The sequence below is a fragment of the Holophagales bacterium genome, from assembly GCA_016699405.1.
Taxonomy (GTDB): Bacteria; Acidobacteriota; Thermoanaerobaculia; order Multivoradales; family JAGPDF01; genus JAAYLR01.
Genome location: CP064972.1, coordinates 3,254,083 through 3,274,908 on the forward strand (window position 1 = coordinate 3,254,083; position 20,826 = coordinate 3,274,908).

The following is a 20,826-nucleotide window of genomic DNA, read 5'->3' on the forward strand; positions in this document are numbered from 1 at the left end:
GATCGGCCCGGGCTGTGGCAGGATCTGTCCATGGCGGAACGGTTCGATGCCGTGGTGGTCGGTGCCGGAATCGTCGGCTTGGCGACCGCTCGCGCGCTCGCCATCGGTCATCGCCGGCGCGTCGTGGTGGTCGAGATGGAGCCCCAGGTGGCGTTCCACCAGACCGGACACAACAGCGGAGTCATCCACTCGGGCCTCTACTACCGGCCCGGGTCGGTGAAGGCGACGCACTGCGCCCGCGGTCGCGAGGCGCTCTACCGTTACTGCGGCGAAGCCGGGATCCGCCACGAGCGCTGCGGCAAGCTGGTCGTGGCGATCTCCCCGCAGGAGATCGCCCGGCTCGAAGAGCTCGAACGTCGTGGCAAGGCCAACGGCCTCGCCGGAATCCGCCGGCTCGACGCGGCCGAGATCCGCGAGCGCGAGCCGCACGTGGCCGGTGTCGCCGGTCTGCTCGTGCCCGAGACCGGGATCGTCGACTACGTCGGCGTCGCGGCAGCGATGGCCACGGAAGTCGAAGCGCGAGGCGGCGAGGTGCGATTGGGCTCGCGTTGCCTCGCGGTCCGTCGCTATCCCGGCGAAGTCGTGGTCGAGACCTCGCGCGGTGCGGTCGCGGCCGACGGACTGGTCAACTGTGCCGGGCTGCAGAGCGATCGGGTGGCCCGGCTCTGCGGCGTCGACCCCGGGGTCCGCATCGTGCCGTTCCGCGGCGACTACTACGTCCTGGCCGAGGAGCGGCGATCGCTCGTCCGCCACCTGATCTACCCGGTGCCCGACCCCGAGCTGCCGTTTCTCGGCGTGCATTTCACCCGGAGGGTCGACGGCAGTGTCGAGGCCGGGCCCAACGCCGTGCTCGCCTGGCGGCGCGAGGGTTACTCGCGCGCCTCGTTTTCCTGGCGCGATGCCTGGTCGACCCTGAGCTTCCCGGGGCTCTGGCGGATGGCTCCCGGGTATGCTGGCATCGGCTGGCAGGAGTACCGGCGGGCCTGGAGTCGGACGCTGTTCGTCGAGTCGTTGCGCCGCCTGATTCCGGAGATCGAGCCCGCAGACGTGCGCCCGGGCGGGGCCGGGGTGCGCGCCCAGGCGCTCGATCGCTCCGGCCGGTTGCTCGACGATTTCCATCTGGTCGACGCCGAGCGGATGGTCCATGTGCTCAACGCGCCGTCGCCGGCCGCGACTGCGGCCCTGGCGATCGGCGAGACGGTTGCCGAGCGCGCCATGGCGAGCTTCGGCCGAGTATCCGCCGGAGCCGCGTGATCGCCGCCGCGGGATCCGCTATCGAGTCTGGGAGAGAAGCGATGACGCAAGGGAAAGAGAACGAATTCTCCGGCGGATCCCGCCGCGGGTTTCTCACGGCGCTGGCGGCGACCGGAGGCTCGTTGGCGTTCGCCGAGCTTTTCGAGGCAGCGGCGCAGAGCGGCGAGGTCGGCCGTGAGGCGATCGCACAGGCCGAGCGGCTCGCCGGCCTGGCCTTCAGCGACGCCGAGCGCGACCTGATGCTGCCGGAGTTGCTCGACCAGTCGAAGGCGTTTGCCGGCTTGCGCGAGCAGGCGCTGGCCAACGACGTGCCGCTGGCGCTGCAGTTCCGACCGGACGCTTTCACCGAGGAGCCACGCGCCGTCCTGCGCGAGATGTCCTCGACCTCGGCGCCGGCCAAGCCGCACCGGCGCATTCGGCCGGAGGACGACGAGCTCGCCTTCCTGTCGGTCGCCGAGCTCGGTGCGCTGCTCGACCAGCGGGAGATCTCGTCGCTCGAGCTGACTCGCCTCTACCTCGATCGCCTGAAGCGTTACGACCCGCGCCTGCTCTGCGTGGTCAACCTCCTCGAAGAGCGCGCCCTCGCCGCCGCTCGCCGCGCCGACCACGAGCTCGCCAGTCTCGCCGGGCGGCGCCAGCGAACCCCGCTCCAGGGCATTCCGTGGGGGGCCAAGGACCTGATGGCCGCGCTCGGGGCGCCGACGACCTGGGGGAGCCCGCCGTTCCGCGAGCAGAGCTTCGGTGCCGACGCCTCGGTGGTCGAACAGCTCGACCGGGCCGGTGCGGTGATCGTCGCCAAGCTCGCCGTGGGCGAGCTCGCCTGGGGCGACGTCTGGTCCGGCGGGATGACGCGCAATCCCTGGAAGCCGGAGCAGGGCTCGAGCGGCTCGTCCGCCGGCTCGGCCGCGGCGACAGCGGCGGGCCTCGTCGGCTTCGCCCTCGGCACCGAGACATGGGGTTCGATCGTCTCGCCGTGCACCCGATGCGGCGCGACCGGCCTGCGGCCGACCTTCGGTCGAGTCAGTCGCGATGGGGTGATGGCGCTCTCTTGGACGATGGACAAGGTCGGCCCGATCGCCCGGTCGGTGGAGGATTGCGCCCTGGTGTTCGGGGTCATTGCCGGTCCCGACGGCCGTGACGCTACCCTGGTGGACCGTCCGTTCGACTGGGGATCGCGCCCGGATCCGCGCAAGCTCCGTCTCGGCTACGTGCCGGCGCTCTTCGACGAGGCGCCGGAGAAGGGGGGCGAGGAGACCCGGGCGCTCGAGCGGGCGGCCCTGGACGCGCTCCGCAAGAGCGGCGTCGCGCTTTCGGCGGTGACGCTGCCGAAGCTGCCGGTCGAGGCGCTGGCGATCATCCTCACCGCCGAAGCCGGTGCCGCGTTCGACGACTTCACCCGTTCCGGCCGAGTCCGCGAGATGGTGCGCCAGGGGGCAGACGCCTGGCCGAACCTCTTCCGCGCCGCCCGGTTCATTCCGGCGGTGGAGTATCTGCGGGCGAACCGGATCCGGACCCTGCTGGTGCGCGAGTGGGAGGCGGCGCTGCGCGGTCTCGACGCGCTCGTCGTCCCGTCGTTCGGCGGCTCTCAGCTCCTGGCGACGAACCTGACCGGGCATCCGGCGGTGGTCCTGCCGAACGGCTTGCGCTCCGACGGCACGCCGTCCAGCCTGACGTTCGTCGGTCGCCTGCACGGCGAGCTCGAGTTGCTCGCCGCGGCCGACTTCTATCAGCGCGAGACCGGTTTCCACCTCGCGCACCCGAAGCTCTGAGCTCTGGAGAACGAAGACGGGCGGCGACCGTGCGTCGACCGACGGTCGTCGCCCCGGCCCGGGCCGCCGGCGCGACAGGGATCGACGTGTTCCGCCGAGCCGCCGGGAGGGATCCTGCGTACAATCGACCCGTCATGCGATCTCTTCGCCTTCTGCTCGCCGTCGCGCTCCTATTCTCGTTTTCCTGCGCCGAGGCGCCGCCTCCGAAGACCACCGCACCGCCCGCGCTGCAACTCGTCCCGCCACGCATCGGGCTGGCGCTCGGCGGCGGCGGAGCGCGTGGGTTCGCCCATCTCGGGGTGCTGCGCGTCCTCGAACAGGAGAAGATCCCCGTCGACCTGGTCGTCGGCACCTCGGTCGGCAGCCTCATCGGAGCGCTGTACGCCGACAGCGGCCGCGTGCTCGACGCCGAGGTGCTGGCCCTCCTGGTGACGCAGGAGGATCTCTTCGACTACGGCGCGCTGGCGTTCTTCTCCGGCGGCCTCGCCAAGGGCGAAGGGATCGAGACCTTCCTGCGGCGTCACCTCAAGCATCAGGCGATCGAAGAGTTCGCCGTGTCGTACGGCGCGGTGGCCACGGAGTTGCGAACCGGCAAGACGGTGGTTTTCGACCGCGGCGCCGTGGCGCCCGCGGTGCGGGCCTCGTCGGCCATTCCCGGCGTCTTCGTGCCGGTCGAGATCGCCGGGGTGACCTACGTCGACGGCGGGGTCACCGATCCCGTGCCGGCGGATGTGGCGCGCCTGCGGGGCGCCGACCTGGTGATCGCCGTGGCGATCCCACCGGCGGTTCCGCGGGAGCCACCGCGCAATCCGATCGCCGTCGCCTACCATGCCGTGACCCTGATGTCGGCCGAGATCGGTCGGCTGCGGGCGGCGGAGGCGGACGTGGTGATCGAGCCGATCGTCGGGGACGTGGCCTACGACGACTTCAGCCGGCGCAAGCAACTGATCGAGGCCGGTGAAAACGCCGCGCGACAGGCGCTTCCGGCGATCCGCGCAGCCATCGCCGCGAAGAGCCGGCCGAGCGGGCGCTGACGCTCACCCGGTCGGCGGTTGCGAGGTATTCCGCCAGCAGCGCCCTCGCCGGCGCGTATACTCCGGCGAATTCGAAACCGAGGGAGATCGCTCCGTCGGGCCATGGCGGCCCGCCGGGAGGTCCCCGTTCCATGGAGGCACTCATGAACCGCAAGTCCCTTCTCGTTGCCACGCTCGCCGTTCTGCTCACCTCGAGCGGCTGCTTCCTCAAGCTCAAGAGCGACTACGACGCCGTGGCCGCACAACTCGCCGCCTGCCAGTCGCAGGCCGAGCAGACGAAGGCGACGCTCGCCATCAAGGACGCCGACCTCAAGACCTGCCAGGACCAGTGGCAGGAGGCGATGAAGACCTTCGGTGGCGAGGCTGCGAAGACCCAGGACGTGATCGCCGGCGTGCGCGAGTGGAAGGTCCAGGTGGAGCAGAAGCTGCCGGTGCAGGTCAAGGCGGAGGTCGAAGCGCAGCTCAACAAGCTGGTGCGCCAGCTCGAGACCGGCTTCGGCGCCCTCGCCAACGAGAACGCGCGGCTCACCGAGGCGATGGAGAAGCAGAACCAGGCCATCACCACGCTCTCCGGTGACGTCTCGGGTGCTCGCGAGGACCTGATCAAGGAGGTCGCCGCCCTCCGCGCCCAGCGTGAGCAGGCCGGCTCGCAGGTGCAGCAGGTCATCGCTCTCGTCCAGAAGTGGGACCAGGACAAGATGCTCTGTCGCGAGTGCGAGAGCCGCCTGCGTCTCAACAAGAAGGAGATCGAGGCGATCACCGCGGTCCACGGCCAGATCGTTCAGATGCTCGCCGAGGTCAAGTAGCGGGCACTGTCCGTCCCCGAACGAAGGCCAGGGTCCCGTGGCTTAAGAAGGGAGCCGGCGCCGAGCAGCCCTCGCGGTGTCCGGTGCGCGGCTTCGGCCCAGGAGACGTCAACACCGGGTCCGGCGTGGAGCGAGAGATGGCCTCGCTCCGTCCCGGATCCGCCTCGTTTCTGGGCGCCGTTTCGTCGAGCGATCGTCGGGCAGCGAGCCGAGGCGGCGGAGGAGTCGCCCGTCGCGAACCTTCGTCGGATCAGGGCTTCGTCGCCTCCACGAGCAGCGGGTGCGCCTCGGCCCAGGTGTCGCGCCGGACGCCCGTGACCTGCCAGGAGATCCTTGCGCCTGGGCCGCCGTGGACGAGAAAGCGGTGGTCCGCGATCTCCGCCGCAACCCAGCAAGCCGACCACGAGCCGAGCGGCGTGAGCTGGTAACGGAATTCGCCATTGAGGGATTCGAACCAGGCGGGCAACTCCACCCAGGCCTCGCCCGTGTCGCCGAGGGTCACGATCCCGTCGTAGATCGTCTTGCGCTCCGGAGAGGCGACGAAGGCGTGCCGCAGGTCTTGGGCCTCCGGCGCCAGCGGGTGGTCGATGCGCATCTCCGCGGCGATCGGGACGATCGTGCCGTGAACGATGACGTTGCCGTAGAAGTCTCCGGCGACGGCCTTGGTGGCAAGGTAGACATCGTGTCCGCCGGCGGTACGGTTGTGGGCGTACACGCCGATTTCGCCGCCGTCGCCACGCACGCCGTAGCCATCGGCGGACAGCGATTCGCCGAAGACGCCATAGGTCAGTCCGGTCGTCGCCAGCGCCTGACCGAACACTCCGCGCCCCTGCGTCGAATTCGCGTGACCCTTCACGCCGGAGGTGCTGCCGGTCGAGGCAAACGCCAAGCCGTAGACGCCGACCCCTTCGGTCGACACGTTCTGCGCATAGACACCGAAGTTCTGGCCGGTCGCCGACGAGACCGACCCGTAGACGCCGATGCCCTCGGTGGATGCCGAGTCGCCGTGGACGCCGTAGGCACTTCCGCTCGAGGCGTTGTTCGTCCCGAACACGCCCTTGCCGCTGCTCGACCTCACCTCGCCGGTGACCCCGACGACGGCGCCGAGGGTCGATAGCGCGGTTCCGTAGACCCCCGTACCCGCCGTGGACGCCGTCGAGCCGTAGGCGCCGTAGGCCGCTCCGCTGCCGGAGACGTTGCGCCCATAGAGCGCGATCCCGGAGGGCGAGGCCGCCTGCCCAAAGACCCCGAAGTTGTTTCCCCAGTCGGAAATGGCCGTTCCGTACACACCGATGCCGGTGCTCGACCACGAGACGCCTTCGACGCCCTTGGCCACTCCGGACGAAGCGGTGGCTTCGCCGAAGACCCCACGGCCGCCAGAGGACTCGGCCCGGCCTTCGATGCCTCGCGTCGAGCCGCTCGTCGCGGAAGCCCAGCCGAAGACCCCCCTGCCGCTGTCCGACTGAGCGACGCCGAGGACGCCATAGGTCTCGCCCGTCAGGTCCGGCATCTCACCGCGGATGGCCGCCGTACCCGCCGGCGCCGCCGTGGGGGAGCGTCGATCCACCGGGCGGGGTGCGGCAACTCGCGGCGTTCCGAGAGTGCGGGAATCCGTTGCGCGATGCTCGGTCGTCTCGAGGTAGCGACGAAGCGTGTCGAAGGCGCGGGAGACCTCGTCCGCCGTGGGCTCGGCCGGCACGGTGAAGCGCCGGCCCACCGACCACCCGGTCGGGTTCGCGAGGTCCGCTTCCTCCTCGAAAGCGCGAACGAACCAGGCGAAGAAGCGTCCCGCGGTCAGGCACTCGTCGCCAGCCGGTGTCCAGGAGGTCGCTGCGCCATCGATCCGTCGGGCGATCACCTCGGAGGCCTCGTCCTCGGAACGGCCCGGTTGCAGCTCGACGATGCGGAGCTCGTAGCCGATGGCTCCGGCGATGGCCGCCCAGCTGAACGTCGGGCAGATCGAGGCCGAAGGGGCCCAGCGTTCGATCTCCCCTGGCGAGACGGTGGTCGGAGGTGGCAACGCAGGGAGCGACCCCGCGGTGGTCGTCCCGAGGAAAACGGACAGGACGAGCGCACACGGTCTCATGGCAGACCTCCGTCTGGAGTCGGAATCAGTGTACGCCTGGTCGTTCCTGTCGGCGCCGCGGTTCCGGCAGCGAACCGGATCCGGCCGCTGGCGCGGCCGATGGATCGCCGAGATCGGTCGGCGGCCGGGCGTGGGGCGCGGGGGCAAGGCTCCGCCGTGCGCTTCCAGCGACGACCACCTGCGGTGTAGATCGGGGATGTTTGGGGATGGAGCCGACGGCCAGGATTGAACTGGCGACCTGCCGATTACGAATCGGCTGCTCTACCGCTGAGCTACGTCGGCGGGGTGGATCCGGGCTCGCCGGGGCGAGCCGGGGAATTCTAAGCCAGTCGGCGCCGCCACGCCAAGAGGGCTCAGGCGGAAACCGCCTCTTCCTCCTGGGGTTCGCCGGGTTGGACTTCCTCGAGCCGCACGGCGACGAGCTTGGAGACGCCGCGCTCCTCCATGGTGACGCCGTAGAGGGTCGAGGCGACCTCCATGGTGAGCTTGTTGTGGGTGATGACGATGCACTGCGTCGTCTTGGCGAGGTTGCGCAGCATGTGCACGTAGCGCAGGGTGTTGACGTCGTCGAGCGGTGCGTCGACCTCGTCGAGGATGCAGAAGGGCGAGGGCTTGGTGCGGAAGAGAGCGAAGAGCAGGGCGATGGCGGTGAGCGCCTTCTCGCCGCCCGAGAGGAGCATCATGTTCTGCAGCCGCTTTCCCGGCGGGCGAGCGACGATCTCGATGCCGCACTCGAGCAGGTCGTCTTCGTCCATCAGGCGCATCTCCGCCTCGCCGCCGCGGAAGAGGTCGACGAAGGTCTCGGAGAAGTGACGGTTCACCTCGTCGAACGCCTCCTTGAAGCGGGCGCTCGACGTCTCGTTGATCTCGCGGATCGTCTGGCGCAGGCTCTCGACCGACTTGACGACGTCGGCTCGCTGCGCGCTGAGAAAACCATGCCGTTCTTCCTGCTCGGTGTACTCGGTGGCAGCGAGAACGTTGACCGGGCCGATCGCTTCGAGGGCGCCACGCAGGCGGGCGACGTCGTCCTCGATCTCGTCGAGGTTCTCGGGAATCTCTGCCGGGACCTCGGGGAGCGGCTCGCGGAACTCCTGTTCGAAATCGCTCGCCAGGTGGACCAGGTCGTGTTCCAGACCGACGAGGGCCACCCGCCGCTCTTCTACGGCGCTGCGCTGCCCCTCGTGCAAGGCACGGCGGGTGGTGAGGGCCTGATCGCGCGAGCGCACGGCATCGCGCTCCGACTCGAGGGCCTCCTGTTCGGCGCGCAGCTCGTCGCCGACCGTCGTCGCGCGCTCGAAGGCGTCGGCGAGCTCGGACTCGGCTCGTGCCATCGCCGACTCCAGCTCCTCCTGCCGCTCGGCGAGCTCGGCCGCTTCGTGGGCCCACGCGGCGAGGTGCTGTTCGGCACCGGCGAGCTCGCGCTGCAAGCGTTCGCCTTCGCGGTCGAGTGAGCGCAGGCGTTCGGCCAGGACGTCGAGCTCGCCGCGCCGTCCGGCGCCCGCGGAGCTCTGGCTCTCGCGGGACGCGCGAGCATGCGCGAGCTCGGCCTGGACGCGGTCGAAGGCCTGTTCGCGTGCGCCGTGGGAGTCCTCCGCGCCTGCCAGGTCGATCGCCAGCAGGCGCTGCCGCTCGGCGAGCTTCTCGCGTTCGCCGGCCAGGGTCTGGCTCTCCTCCGCGACCGCAGCGAGCGACGCTTCGGCACGCCGGACGCGCGTCGCGGCCTCCTCGCGGCGCGCTCGCGTGACGGCGAGCTCCTGCCGGAGGTGGGCGATCTCGTCGCGCTTCTGGCCGAGCGCCTGCGCTGCCCGCGAACGGGTGGCGAGGAGGTCGTCGAGCCCCGAGCGCGTGGCGCCGAGCTCTGCCTCGAGACGCGCCAGCTCCTGGTCGAGGTCGACGAGCTCGGCCTCGCGCGCCAGGATGCCGGGCTGAGCGGCCTCGCCGAGCAGCCGGATGAGGCCCCCCTCGGCGCAGAGGTGGTCGCGGGTCAGGAAGGTCGTGCCCGGATGAGCCGCCGCCAGCCGCACGGCGGTCTCGGGTGTGTCGACCAGGAAGGCCGGAGGAAGCGCGCGGGCGAGCGCCTCTGGCAGGCCGAGCGCCGCATGCAGCGGGGCGACGATCCCCGCGTCGGCGAGGCTCGCCGGGTCGTCGTGAGTCTCCCCGGATGGCTGAAGGAGCGTCGCGGCGCGGCCGGTGCCCGCCAGGCGGGCGGCGGTGTCGAGCCCGTCGGTGCCCGGGGGGAGGATCGCCGCATCGACCAGGTCGCCGAGGTAGAGGTCGAGCGTTCCCTCCCAGCCGCGGCGGTGGGCGTGCAGCCGTTCGCCGAGGAAGACCGGATCGGCCAGACCGGCGGCGCGCAGGCGCTCGGCAAGCCCGTGCCGCCCCGCCTCCTGAGCCTCGCCGAGCTCGGAGAGGAAGCGCTGGCGTTCGCCGCGCGTCGCCTGCTCCGTCTCGAGAACGCGCAGGCGCTGGGCCGCCTCGCCTTCACGCGCCAGCGTCTCCTCGAGCTCGGACTCGCCGCGCTCGACGGCCAGGTCGAGCTCGGCGAGCCGGCGCTCGAGGCCCGCGATGCGCGACTCGGCCTCCTGGACCTGCCCCTGGGCCTCGGCGAGATCGCGGGAGCGCAAGGCTCGCTCGTCCTCGAGATGCTTGCCGCGCAGCTCGACCTTCTCGTTCTCGATCTGTTCGCGGTGCAGTTGGGAGCGGATGGCGTTGAGCGAGCCGAGGGAGGTCAGCAGCTCCTGCCGGATCGCTTCCATTCGTCGTTCGGCGAGGGTCGCGGCCTCGCGAGCGGCGGCCAGGGCACGATCGTCGTCGGCCACCGCTGCCGCCGCCTCGAGGTGACGGAGCTCGAGCTCGCCGCGCTCGGCTGCAAGCTCGCCGAGCCGCTGGCGGTGGGATTCGCCGTCCTGCCGACGACGCACGGCGAGCGCCTCGCCCCCTGCCCGGCGAGCGCGCAGCTCTTCGATCGTGCGCTTGGCGCCGCGCAGGAACTCCTGGCGACCCTCGATCGTGCCGGCAAGCTCGGCCTGTCGACGCGAGCTTTCGGCGAGGCTCTCGGCCATCTTCTCGACCCGTTCGCGGTGGGCGGCGAGCTCGGACTCTTCGCGGTGAATGGCGGCGATCAGGCTCGCCTCGGCCTCCTGGGCGGCGCCGAGCTCGGCGCGACGTGCCGCGAGCTGCGCCGAGCTGCGGGCATGGCGACCGAGCAGGAGCAGCCGCAGCCGCTCCCGATATTCGACCTGACGTTCCTGGAAGCGGCGTGCCGCCGAGGCCTGGCGCTTGAGGGCGCGGAGGTTCCGCTCGACCTCGGCGAGGATGTCGTCGAGCCGCAGGAGATTGCCGGAGGCCTCCTCGAGCTTGACCTCGGCCACCTTCTTGCGCGCCTTGTAGCGGGTGACTCCGGCGGCCTCTTCGATGAGCTTGCGACGCTCTTGAGGCTTGCCGGAGAGGATCATGCCGATCTTCCCCTGCTCGATGACCGAATAGGCCCGGATTCCCAGGCCCGTGTCCATGAGCAGGTCCTTGATCTCCTTGAGGCGCACCACGCGTCCGTTGAGCCGGTACTGGCTCTCGCCGGAGCGGAAGACGCGGCGAGCGATCACCAGCCGCCCCTGATCGCCGCGGTCGAACGACGGATCGCAGGCGAAGGAGACCGTCACCTCGGCCATCCCGAGCGGCCGGCGCTGCTCGGTGCCGTTGAAGATCACGTCTTCCATCGTGTCGCCGCGCAGCGTCTTGGCGCTCTGCTCGCCGAGCACCCAGGTGATCGCCTCGGAGAGGTTGCTCTTCCCGCACCCGTTCGGGCCGACGACGGAGGTGACGCCACCGGCGAAATCGACGGTGACGGGATCGACGAACGACTTGAACCCGGATACCTCCAGGCGAAGCAGCTTGAGCATGGTGACCTCGGACGAGCGAAGCTAGCAGAGCCGGACCGTCTCCCACAAGGGGTAGTGGTCGGGCTTGCGCTGAAGCCCTACGAATAGTGGTGGAGTCAGTCGGCGTCGGCGGCCGGCGGGGCGAGCTCGCGGAAGTAGAAGCCGGCCCAGAGCAGCAGTGGCCAGGCGAACTTCAGCGGCAGGTCGAAGACGTGCTTGGCCATGCCCCAGGCCTCGCGGCTGGCCGGCCCGTAGTGGGCGAGACTCCAGTCGCCCAGTTGGGTGGCGTAGGCGAATTTGACATACAGGAAGAGCGAGATCAGGTGGAAGAAGACGGACGCCAGGGTCGCCCAGCCGAGGTTCTCCATCCGGCGTCGCCAGGCCACGGCCGGAACGGCGAGGAAGAAGGCGCCGAGCATGAGCAGATTGAAATGCACGTCGGTAACGCGGATCGAGTAGAGAAAGCCCTTGGCTGAAGCCGAATCGCTGCGCGTCACCAGGGCCATGTGGTGGTCTCGCGGCACCAGGCGAGTCACGGCCGGCGACTCGGTCAGCCGCAGCATCCGCTCGGCGCCGGTGATCAGGAACCGGTTGTAGTAGGGCGTGAGGAGCGACCAGACGAGGGCCACCGGGACGATCCAGACGAGGAGACCGAGCAGGAAGCGGCGAGCCCAGGGGCGGCCTTCCGAGGACGGCGCCTCCGCGGCCGGGGTCTTGCGGGTCGACAACGAGCGGCTCATGCGGTGGTGCGGGGACGCGGCACGACGCGCTGGGCCCAGAGAATCCACAGGGCGACGCCGGCCAGGATGACGATCGTCTGCCAGACCACGGTGTGGGAGCTGTCGAAGAAGGCGGGGAAGTAGACCCCGGTGAGGAAGAGCGCCACGACGCGAATCAGATTGACCGCCTGGATCGCCACCATCCCCAGGGTGAGACCGACCAGTCGCGACTTCCACGGCGCAGGGAAGGCCAGCACCGCGGCGCCGAAGATCAGCATGGTCTCGATCCCGTTGCAGCCGTTGCGGATGTTGACCGCGAAGCGGTTGTTGCGGATCACCGTGCCGTCCATGCGCGGGCTCTGACCCAGCAGGTCGAGGGCCCAGCCGCTGGTGGTCGCGACCCCGGCGGTGAACGGCTCGATCACGGCGTCGTTGACCGGAGTCCAGGCGATCAGGGTAAACGAGCCGAGAAGGATCGCGAGAAAGAGGCCGAGGAAGCGGATCTCCTGGCGGTAGGCGCGCAGGCCCGAAGGGGAAGGAGGGACGGGGGCGGTCATCGCGGTGGCTTCGCTCCGGACGGGTCGAGAAAACTGAAGTCTATCAGCGGGGGACCGCCCGTCCAGCGGGTTTGACAAGGCTCCGGAGCGTCGCTATTGTCCGCCCCGGTTTCGACGGAGCCCTCCCCTTGTCCCTCGTCTCGAAGGCGAAGATCCTCGACGGTGCCCAGATGCGCCGCATCGTCCGTCGCATGGCGGGCGAACTGCTGGAAAACAACTCCGGCGTCCACGATCTCGTGCTGGTCGGCATCCGCACACGCGGCGTGCCTCTGGCCGAAGGGCTGGCACGCGAGCTCGAACGGATGGAGGGGGCGCCGGTGCCGATCGGCAGCCTCGACATCACCCTCTACCGCGACGATCTCTCGACCATCGGTCCGCAGCCGGTGGTGCGCGAGAGCATCCTGCCGCTTCCGCTCGAAGGCAAGGTCCTGGTGCTCTGTGACGACGTGCTCTACACCGGCCGCACCGTCCGCGCCGCGCTGGACGCCTTGCTCGACTACGGTCGCCCGCGTCGCGTTCAGCTCGCGGTGCTCGTCGATCGCGGCCACCGCGAGCTGCCGATCCAGGCCGACGTCGTCGGCAAGAAGGTCCCCACCTCGGCCACCGAGGTGATCAAGGTCAGCTTCGAATCGACCGACGGAGTCGACAAGGTCGAGATCCTCGATCGGCCGGAGGAGCCTTGACCGGGAAGCTCTGGACGCGCAAGGACCTGCTCGGGATCGCCGAGCTCGAGCCTTGGGAGATCGAGCGGATCCTGGATACGGCCGAGTCGTTTCGTGAGGTCGCCGAGCGACCGGTCAAGAAGGTGCCGACGCTGCGCGGCAAGACGGTCATCAACCTCTTCTTCGAGGCGTCGACCCGCACGCGGTCGAGCTTCGAGATCGCCGAGAAACGTCTCTCCGCCGACAATCTGAACTTCTCGACCTCCGGCTCGTCGCTCGAGAAGGGGGAGACGCTCGTCGACACGGCGCTCAACCTCGAGGCGATGTCGCCCGACCTGGTGGTGATCCGCCACGGGCACCCGGGGGTGCCGCACCTTCTGGCGCGGCGCCTGCGCTCCGGAGTGGTCAACGCCGGCGACGGCGCCCACGAACACCCGACGCAGGCGCTGCTCGACGCCTTCACCATCCGCCGCCACAAGGGGCGTTTGGCCGGGCTCGTCGTCACCATCTTCGGCGACATCGAGCACAGCCGGGTGGTGCGCTCCAACATTCATCTGCTGAAGAAGATGGGTGCGACGGTGCGGGTCGCCGGGCCGCGCACGATGATGCCGGTGGGGATCTCCGATCTGGGTGTCGAGGTTTTCCACGAGCTCGACGAGGCGGTTGCCGGAGCCGATGTCGTGATGATGCTCCGGGTCCAGCTCGAGCGGATGAACCGGATGCTGTTTCCGAGCGGACGCGAGTACTTCCGCCGATTCGCCTTGACCCCGGCGCGGCTCGCCCGGGCCAAGGAGGACGTCATCGTCCTGCACCCCGGGCCGATGAACCGCGGCATGGAGATCGCGAGCGAGGTCGCCGACGGCCCTCGTTCGGTGATCCTCGAGCAGGTGGCGGCCGGGGTGGCGGTGCGCATGGCCGTTCTCTATCTGCTCTCCGGAGTCCGGGAGGAAGCCCTTTGACCTTGCTCATCCGCGGCGGTCGCCTCATCGACCCCTCGCAGGAGATCGACGCGGCGTTCGACGTGCTCATCGCCGACGGCGTCGTCGCGGCGATCGGCGAGCGACTGGAGCCGCCGGCCGGGGCCGAAGTGGTCGAGGCCGCCGGGCGGGTGGTGACGCCCGGCCTGATCGACATGCACGTCCACCTGCGCGAGCCGGGGCAGGAGTACAAAGAGACGATCCGCACCGGCACGATGGCGGCGGCCGCCGGCGGGTTCACCGCGGTGGCGTGCATGGCCAACACCAAGCCGGTCAACGACGAGCGCTCGGTCACCGAGTTCATCGTCGCCGAGGCGGCCCGTCACGGGTTCGCCCGCGTCCATCCCATCGGTGCGGTGAGCAAGGGCCTGGCCGGCGACGAACTGGCCGAGATCGGCGAGATGGTGGGCGCCGGTGCGGTGGGGTTCTCCGACGACGGCAAGCCGGTTCGCCACCCCGGGCTGATGCTGCGAGCCCTGCAGTACTCGCAGCACTTCGGCGTGCCGATCATCCAGCACGCGCAGGACATGGAGCTCTCGGGCGACGGCGTGATGCACGAGGGGGTCTGGTCGACGCGGCTCGGTCTGCCCGGCATCCCCGGACTTGCCGAGGACCTCAACGTGGCGCGTGACCTGCTGCTGCTCGAGGAGTCGGGCGGGCGGTACCACGTGGCGCATCTTTCGACGGCGCGCTGTCTCGAGCTGGTGCGGCAGGCCAAGCACCGCGGCCTGGCGGCGACCTGCGAGGTCTCGCCACACCACCTCCTGCTCACCGATCGCGCGGTCGCCGAGGGGGAATTCTCCACCCACCTGAAGATGAACCCGCCGCTCCGCGCCGAGAGCGATCGCCAAGCGCTCCTCGCGGGTCTGGCCGACGGTTCGGTCGACGTGATCGCCAGCGACCATGCGCCGCACCATGTCGACGAGAAGGACCAGCAGTTCAGCGCGGCACCGTTCGGAATCGTCGGTCTCGAGACGACGGTGAGCCTGGTGCTCGATCGCCTCGTCGGCCCCGGGCTGATCTCGCTCTCGCGCGCCGTCGAGCTGCTCTCCTGCGCTCCGGCGCGGGTCCTGGGGCTGCCGACCGGCACGCTGAAGGTCGGGGCACCAGGGGATGTGACGCTGCTCGACCTCGAGCAGGCGATCACCGTCGATCCGTCCCGGTTCCGCAGCAAGGGACGCAATACCCCTTTCGGCGGCTGGACGCTGCGCGGCGCTCCCGCCGGAACGGTGATCGGCGGACGGCCGATCCGGCTCGCCTGAGCGCCGGCCGTCGCGCTCGCCTCGACCATGCCTCACGACGAGCTCCTCGCCGGCGCTCTTGCCGCGGCCGCGGCCGGGTCGGCAGTGCTGCGCCGGTACTTCGGCGGCGCCGACCTCGACGTGCGCACGAAGGCACCGCACGACTTCGTGACCCGCGCCGACCGCGAGAGCGAAGAGGCGACCGTGGCGGAGATCCGTCGCCGTTTTCCGGACCATCGCATCGTCGGTGAGGAGGGGGGCGAGCGGCCCGGCGGAGCCGGGGAGCTGTGCTGGATCCTCGACCCGCTCGACGGCACGACGAACTTCCTCCAGGGGTTGCCGGTCTTCGCCATCTCGGTGGCCTGCGTCGCCGGGGAGCGGTCGCTGGTCGGGGTGGTGGGCGAGCCGATGGCCGGCAAGGTCTTCCATGCGACGCGCGGCGGCGGTGCCTGGTGCGACGGAGGTCCCTTGCGGGTCTCCGCCCGCACCGAGCTTGCGGGGTCGTTCCTCGCCACCGGTTATCCGTTCAAGGCCTACGGAGCGCTCGACCACTACCTCGGGGCGCTGCGCGACGCGCTGCTCGTCGCTCGCGCCGTGCGTCGCTGCGGCGCGGCGGCCCTCGACCTGGCCTACACCGCATCCGGGGTCTACGACGGGTTCTTCGAGTTCCGACTGGCTCCGTGGGACCTGGCGGCCGGCGCCCTGTTGATCGAGGAGGCGGGGGGCGTGGTCACCGACCTCGAGGGAGGGAACGACTTTCTCTTCCGCGGCAACGTCGTCGCCGGGGCGCCGGCGGTGCAAGCGGCGCTCCTCTCTCTCGTCCGGAGGCACGCCGATGACGCGCTGCTCGATCGGCTCGTGCCCCGCGCCGTCTGATGCCGCACCCTCTCGCCGAAGGTGGTCCTGGCGGGTGGACGGCCTGCTAGATTGTCCCCGATGACCAGCCCCGAACGGCCGAAGAAACGACCGTCGTTCCAGCTCCAGATCGTTCCGGGGGATCCACGGCGGCCGACTCGCCAGTTCCAGCTCTCGCGGCGTGGGGCACGCCTCTTCGCGGCGGCCCTGTGCGTGCTGCTCGCCCCGGTGGTCGCTGGGCTCGTCTTGATGCCCTGGCTGCTCTACAGTCGGCTCTCCCACCGCGACGTTCGCATCCAGGTGGCGAGACGCGCGCAGCAGGGCGAGCGGCTGCAACGCCTCGTCGAGCAGCTCGCCGATCTCGGCGACCGGGCGAGCGCGCTCGAGCGGCGGACGATGAAGATGCGGATGCTCTTCGAGCTCGGTCCGCCGGTGGCGCACCTCGCGCCGCTCGAAGCGTCCGATGCGTCAGGAGTCGAGGGTGCGTTGTCCGTGGTCGGCCGCCGGGGCAGCACCGTCGTCGCGGCGATGGAATCACGATTTGCCGCCATCGCGGCGACGCTCGACACGATCGAGGGCCAGGCTCAGGGCCGTCCTACGGACCTGCGCTCGACGCCGAGCATCTTCCCGCTCGGAGGGGCGGAGTCGGTGCTCGTCGCCGGGTTCGGTCCGCGGCGCAATCCGTTCACCCAGGAGCTCGATTCGCACCCCGGCATCGACGTCGCGGCGCCGATCGGGACTCCGGTGCTCGCGCCGGCCGACGGGGTGGTGATCTTTTCCAGCGTCTTCGATCGCAAGGAGGGCGATTGGTGGCGGTTGGGGCAGGTCGTGGCACTGCGGCACGGCGACCGATTCGTCACCCTGTTCGGTCACTGCGACGCCCTCTCGGTGCGCGTCGGCGATCGCGTGGCTCGCGGACAGCCGATCGCCACGGTGGGCAAGACCGGCTGGTCGACGACCGTGCACCTTCACTACGAGATCCGTCGCCGCAGTCCGGGTGGAAGCTGGATCGCCGTCGATCCGCGCCTCTTCATCCTCGATCAGAGCTGGGAGGACGAGGACCGACTGCTCGCCGCAGGCTGGGGGGCGCAACCCGAGGTCGGGGCGCCGCTGCCACGCAGCTTGCAGCGGTGAGCGCTCCCGAGTCGGGAGGGCCGAGCCGGCCTCGGGCACGTGGCTCCTTCGCATGAAGTTGTAAGGCGAACGCGCTATGCTTCGCCGACCCGTGGATCGGCGAGAGAATCGACGCTTCCCCAAGCGCCTTCCGGTGCGCTTCACGCGCCGTGGCGAGACCCAGGCGAGCAACGGGTTCACCACCAACATCTCGAGCAGTGGAATGTTCGTCGGCACGGCGTCGGCGTTCTCGCTCGGCGAGCGCTTGCGCATCGAGGTGCTCGACCGGCAGCACGGATTCGTCGTCGAAGGGGTCGTGGCGCGGGTCGAGCGCGTTCCGCTCGCGCTTCGCCAGGTACGGCAGCCCGGGATCGGCGTTCGCTTCCTGTCGGTGGGCGAGTTGTTCCGCGACCTCTTCCCGAGCGCGATGCTGGCGGGCCCCGCGGCCACCACGGGGACCCGCGCCGAGGACGAGAAGGCCGCGCTCTCGTCGAGCGCGAAAGCGGCCGCCCCCGCCGGACCGGTGCGTGTGCGGCTGGCGACGCTGCGCGAGGTCGAGCGCGTGGTCGAGCACGATCTGGTTCACGGCGGACTCTTCATCCAGACCGAGAACCCGTTGCCGGAGGGCAGCGAGATCGAGGTCGAAGTCGAAGTGCCGATCTCCGGTTTTCGTGCGCCCAGTTGCTTGGCTCGGGTCGTCCATCGCTTTCGAAGCGCGGAGAGCGGGACCCAGGGGCCGAACCTGATGTCCGGGATGGGTGTGGTCTTCGCCGACACGGCGCCGATTCTCGATGCGCTGCGTGAGCTCCTGCGCCGCTATCGAGACTGAGACAGTCCTGGAAGCGTCCCCCCATTCTTCCAGTTCACCGCACGTGCGTGTGAGATAATTCGCCAGCGATCCCGGTGGCCATCGGGCCGCTCCCCTGGAGGAATGCCTTCATGCCTTACAGCCCATTGCTGGTGCGGCCGATGCGCGAGGAGCTCACCTCGGCCGGCTTTGTCGAACTGACGACGGCGGACGAGGTCGATCGCTTCCTGGGCGAGCGGAACGGCACCGCGCTGCTCGTCGTCAACTCGGTTTGCGGTTGCGCCGCCGGCATGGCGCGCCCCGGCGTCCGACTCGCCCTGCAAGGTGCCATCCGCCCCGATCGCCTGGCGACGGTCTTCGCCGGACAGGATCTCGAAGCGACGGCACGGGCCCGCTCCTACTTCGCCGAGCTCCCGCCTTCGAGCCCTTCCATGGCGCTCTTCAAGGACGGCCGCCTGGTGTTCTTCCTGCCGCGCCATCGCATCGAAGGGCGCGATGCCCTCGACGTCGCTCAGGATCTGCGGCAGGCGTTCGAGCAGGCGGCCGCGCCTGCCGTTGCCTGAGCATCGACCGATCGTGCTCGACGCGATGCGACCTCGGACCTTCCATCCCGACCGGGGCGAGCTGCACGGCATCACCGTGGTGGTCGACACCGACGGCCCGCAGCTGTTCGTCGGCCGTTGCGATCAGGTCGTCGATGCGGGTGTGGTGCTTCACGACGCTGCCGAGCATCGCGACGGCGATGCGGGGCTGAGCAAGGTCGACTACCTCGCCCGGGCAGCGCGAGTCGGCTTCTGGAAGCAGCACGACCGGGTCGTCGTCCCGGCCTCACGCGTCGTTTCGATCCGGCGGCTCGCCGACCTCTGACGTCAAGGGTTCACCCCGATCGATGCGCTCGGCCCTCCTGCTCTCCGGTCTCTGGTGCGCGGCGGCAGTGGCCGCCGGCGCCTTCGGAGCCCACGCGCTGGCAGACCACCTCGGCGCGCGCGAGCTCGCGCACTGGGAGACGGCGGCTCGCTATCTCTTCTACACCGGGCTCGGGCTGGGCCTGACGGGCCTCGCGTCCGCACGGGCCGAGCTTCCGGGCTGGATCTGGACCCGACGGCTGCTCGCCTGGGGCGGCGCCGTCTTCGCCGGGACCGTCGGCGCGCTCGCGCTCGGCGGTCCGCGCTGGCTGGGTGCCGTGACGCCGCTGGGCGGCATCCTTCTGATCGCCGGCTTCCTGCTGTTCGCTTTCACCGCCTGGCGGCATTGACCTCGCCGTCGCGCCGCGGCCGTGGCCGCGCGCGGCGTGTTTCGCAAGGAGCCTCGCCATGTTGAATGGCATCGTCCCCATCCCCGCTCCGGTGAACGAACCGGTGCGCTCCTACGCTCCGGGCTCGCCGGAGAAGCTCGCTCTCAAGAAGCGTCTCGACCAGATGATGGCCGAGACCGTCGACGTGCCGTTGGTGATCGGCGGACGGGAGGTGCGCACCGGCCGCACCGGCAAGATCGTCTGCCCGCACGACCATCAGCACCTCCTCGGCACCTACCACCAGGCCGGCGAAGCGGAAGTCGAGCAGGCGGTGGCCGCGGCGGCCGAGGCCTGGAAGGAATGGTCGGAGTGGCCGTGGGAGGCCCGCGCTGCCGTGTTGCTCAAGGCGGCCGATCTTCTGGCCGGTCCGTGGCGCGACACGCTCAACGCCGCGACGATGCTCAACCAGTCGAAGACGGTGTTCCAGGCGGAGATCGACTCGGCCTGCGAGCTCGTCGACTTCTGGCGCTACAACCCCTGGTACATGCAGCGCATCTTCAACGACCAGCCGGGCTCGGCACCGGGGATCTGGGACTACGTCGACTACCGCGCGCTCGAAGGGTTCGTCTTCGCGGTGACGCCGTTCAACTTCACCTCGATCGGCGGCAACCTGCCGACGGCGCCCGCGGTGATGGGCAACGTCGTGCTGTGGAAGCCGGCCTCCACGGCGATCCTCTCCGGCTACTACATGATGAAGATCCTCGAGGCGGCAGGTGTGCCGCCGGGCGTGTTGAACTTCCTGCCGGGACCCGGCAGCAAGGTCGGCAATCCGGTCTTCGCCAGCCGCGACTTCGCGGGCATCCATTTCACCGGCTCGACCGACACCTTCCAGGCGATGTGGAACACGATCGCCAGGAACCTGCCGGGCTATCGCTCCTATCCGCGCATCGTCGGCGAGACCGGCGGCAAGGACTTCATCTTCGCCCACCCCTCGGCCGATGCACAGGCGCTGGCGGTGGCGATGCTGCGCGGCGCCTTCGAATACCAGGGACAGAAGTGCTCGGCCGCCTCTCGTGCCTACGTGCCGAAGTCGCTCTGGCCGACCGTGGAGAAGTCGCTCCGGGAGATGCTGGCCGAAGTAAAGATGGGTTCGCCGCTCGACTTCCGCAACTTCATGGCGGCGGTGATCGACAAGTCGTCGTTCGACCAGACGCTCTCCTACATCGCCCATGCCAAGGCCTCGAACGAGGCGGAGATCGTCTGGGGCGGCAGCGGCGACGACTCGGTCGGCTACTTCGTCCAGCCGACCGTGGTGCGCACCACCAACCCGCACTTCAAGTTGATGGAAGAGGAGATCTTCGCGCCGGTCCTCACCGTCTACGTCTACGAGGATCGGGAGCTCGACGCGACGCTCGAGCTCTGCGACACCACCAGCCCCTACGCCCTCACCGGTGCGGTCTTCGCGCAGGACCGTGCGGCGATTCTCAACATCGCCAAACGGCTGCGCCACGCCGCGGGGAACTTCTACATCAACGACAAGCCGACGGGCGCGGTGGTGGGGCAGCAGCCGTTCGGCGGCGCCCGCGCTTCGGGGACGAACGACAAGGCGGGCTCGGCGGTCAATCTCCTGCGCTGGACCTCGCAGCGCTCGATCAAGGAGAACTTCGTCCCGCCGACGAGCTTCCGCTACCCGCATCAGGGCGAGGTCTGAGGCGCGTAGCCCTCGTCGAGGTTGACAAGGGGCGGAGGCAGACGCGAGCATCGAGGTCTGTCTCCGCTCCGTTCGCTCGGCCCGCTGCTGCTCGGTGCTGCCCTCGTCCCGGCGGGCGCACA

Annotated in this window: 18 protein-coding genes and 1 tRNA gene; 14 read left to right on the forward strand and 5 right to left on the reverse strand. The window is 70.0% G+C overall.

Annotated elements, in window-relative coordinates; all coding sequences use genetic code 11:
* Positions 1-30 precede the first annotated feature (30 nt).
* The 4 genes from lhgO (at position 31) to IPJ17_13435 (ending at position 4,863) form a co-directional block, all read left to right on the forward strand.
* Positions 31-1,254, forward strand: coding sequence for an L-2-hydroxyglutarate oxidase (lhgO, locus tag IPJ17_13420; GenBank protein QQR72503.1), 1,224 nt, complete (start codon positions 31-33; stop codon positions 1,252-1,254).
* Positions 1,255-1,295: 41 nt separating this feature from the next.
* Positions 1,296-3,023: an amidase gene (locus IPJ17_13425; protein QQR72504.1), complete on the forward strand. Its 1,728-nt coding sequence runs from the start codon at positions 1,296-1,298 to the stop codon at positions 3,021-3,023.
* Positions 3,024-3,157: 134 nt separating this feature from the next.
* Positions 3,158-4,057 carry a patatin-like phospholipase family protein gene (locus IPJ17_13430; GenBank protein QQR72505.1) on the forward strand — a complete coding sequence of 300 codons (900 nt, stop codon included), beginning with the start codon at positions 3,158-3,160 and terminating at the stop codon, positions 4,055-4,057.
* 143 nt (positions 4,058-4,200) lie between these two features.
* Positions 4,201-4,863 carry a hypothetical protein gene (locus IPJ17_13435; GenBank protein QQR72506.1) on the forward strand — a complete coding sequence of 221 codons (663 nt, stop codon included), beginning with the start codon at positions 4,201-4,203 and terminating at the stop codon, positions 4,861-4,863.
* A gap of 250 nt (positions 4,864-5,113) precedes the next feature.
* Here the strand turns inward: IPJ17_13435 and IPJ17_13440 are convergent, their stop codons facing one another.
* The 5 genes from IPJ17_13440 to xrtH form a co-directional block, all read right to left on the reverse strand.
* Entirely contained in the window at positions 5,114-6,949 is a 1,836-nt protein-coding gene (locus tag IPJ17_13440) for a hypothetical protein (GenBank protein QQR72507.1), read from the reverse strand.
* A gap of 207 nt (positions 6,950-7,156) precedes the next feature.
* Positions 7,157-7,231: transfer RNA gene (locus tag IPJ17_13445), tRNA-Thr, on the reverse strand.
* A 71-nt stretch (positions 7,232-7,302) separates the two neighbouring features.
* A complete protein-coding gene (gene smc, locus IPJ17_13450) occupies positions 7,303-10,848 on the reverse strand; it encodes a chromosome segregation protein SMC (protein ID QQR72508.1) in 3,546 nt (1,181 codons plus the stop codon).
* A gap of 95 nt (positions 10,849-10,943) precedes the next feature.
* On the reverse strand, positions 10,944-11,555 hold the full coding sequence (locus IPJ17_13455) for a hypothetical protein (protein ID QQR72509.1): 612 nt from the start codon (positions 11,553-11,555) through the stop codon (positions 10,944-10,946).
* Positions 11,556-11,563: 8 nt separating this feature from the next.
* The gene (gene xrtH / locus IPJ17_13460) at positions 11,564-12,103 is read right to left on the reverse strand and encodes an exosortase H (protein QQR72510.1); all 540 of its coding nucleotides are present in this window, start codon (positions 12,101-12,103) and stop codon (positions 11,564-11,566) included.
* Positions 12,104-12,231: 128 nt separating this feature from the next.
* Between xrtH and pyrR the strand changes: the two genes are divergently transcribed.
* From pyrR to pruA, 10 genes are all read left to right on the forward strand, one after another.
* On the forward strand, positions 12,232-12,786 hold the full coding sequence (gene pyrR / locus IPJ17_13465; protein QQR72511.1) for a bifunctional pyr operon transcriptional regulator/uracil phosphoribosyltransferase PyrR: 555 nt from the start codon (positions 12,232-12,234) through the stop codon (positions 12,784-12,786).
* Entirely contained in the window at positions 12,783-13,724 is a 942-nt protein-coding gene (locus IPJ17_13470; protein ID QQR72512.1) for an aspartate carbamoyltransferase catalytic subunit, read from the forward strand. Before pyrR ends, IPJ17_13470 begins: the two co-directional genes overlap by 4 nt.
* Entirely contained in the window at positions 13,721-15,004 is a 1,284-nt protein-coding gene (locus IPJ17_13475) for a dihydroorotase (GenBank protein QQR72513.1), read from the forward strand. The genes IPJ17_13470 and IPJ17_13475 overlap by 4 nt, the downstream gene beginning before the upstream one ends.
* A gap of 27 nt (positions 15,005-15,031) precedes the next feature.
* Entirely contained in the window at positions 15,032-15,859 is an 828-nt protein-coding gene (locus IPJ17_13480; protein ID QQR72514.1) for an inositol monophosphatase, read from the forward strand.
* A gap of 60 nt (positions 15,860-15,919) precedes the next feature.
* Positions 15,920-16,972 carry a M23 family metallopeptidase gene (locus IPJ17_13485; GenBank protein QQR72515.1) on the forward strand — a complete coding sequence of 351 codons (1,053 nt, stop codon included), beginning with the start codon at positions 15,920-15,922 and terminating at the stop codon, positions 16,970-16,972.
* Positions 16,973-17,048: 76 nt separating this feature from the next.
* Complete coding sequence (locus tag IPJ17_13490) at positions 17,049-17,780, forward strand: PilZ domain-containing protein (protein ID QQR72516.1); 732 nt, start codon at positions 17,049-17,051, stop codon at positions 17,778-17,780.
* A gap of 110 nt (positions 17,781-17,890) precedes the next feature.
* Positions 17,891-18,322: a BrxA/BrxB family bacilliredoxin gene (locus IPJ17_13495; GenBank protein ID QQR72517.1), complete on the forward strand. Its 432-nt coding sequence runs from the start codon at positions 17,891-17,893 to the stop codon at positions 18,320-18,322.
* A complete protein-coding gene (locus tag IPJ17_13500; protein QQR72518.1) occupies positions 18,315-18,626 on the forward strand; it encodes a hypothetical protein in 312 nt (103 codons plus the stop codon). Before IPJ17_13495 ends, IPJ17_13500 begins: the two co-directional genes overlap by 8 nt.
* 22 nt (positions 18,627-18,648) lie before the next feature.
* Positions 18,649-19,014, forward strand: a complete 366-nt coding sequence (locus IPJ17_13505; protein QQR72519.1) for a DUF423 domain-containing protein — start codon at positions 18,649-18,651, stop codon at positions 19,012-19,014.
* A gap of 58 nt (positions 19,015-19,072) precedes the next feature.
* Positions 19,073-20,704, forward strand: a complete 1,632-nt coding sequence (gene pruA, locus IPJ17_13510) for an L-glutamate gamma-semialdehyde dehydrogenase (GenBank protein QQR72520.1) — start codon at positions 19,073-19,075, stop codon at positions 20,702-20,704.
* Positions 20,705-20,826 lie beyond the last annotated feature (122 nt).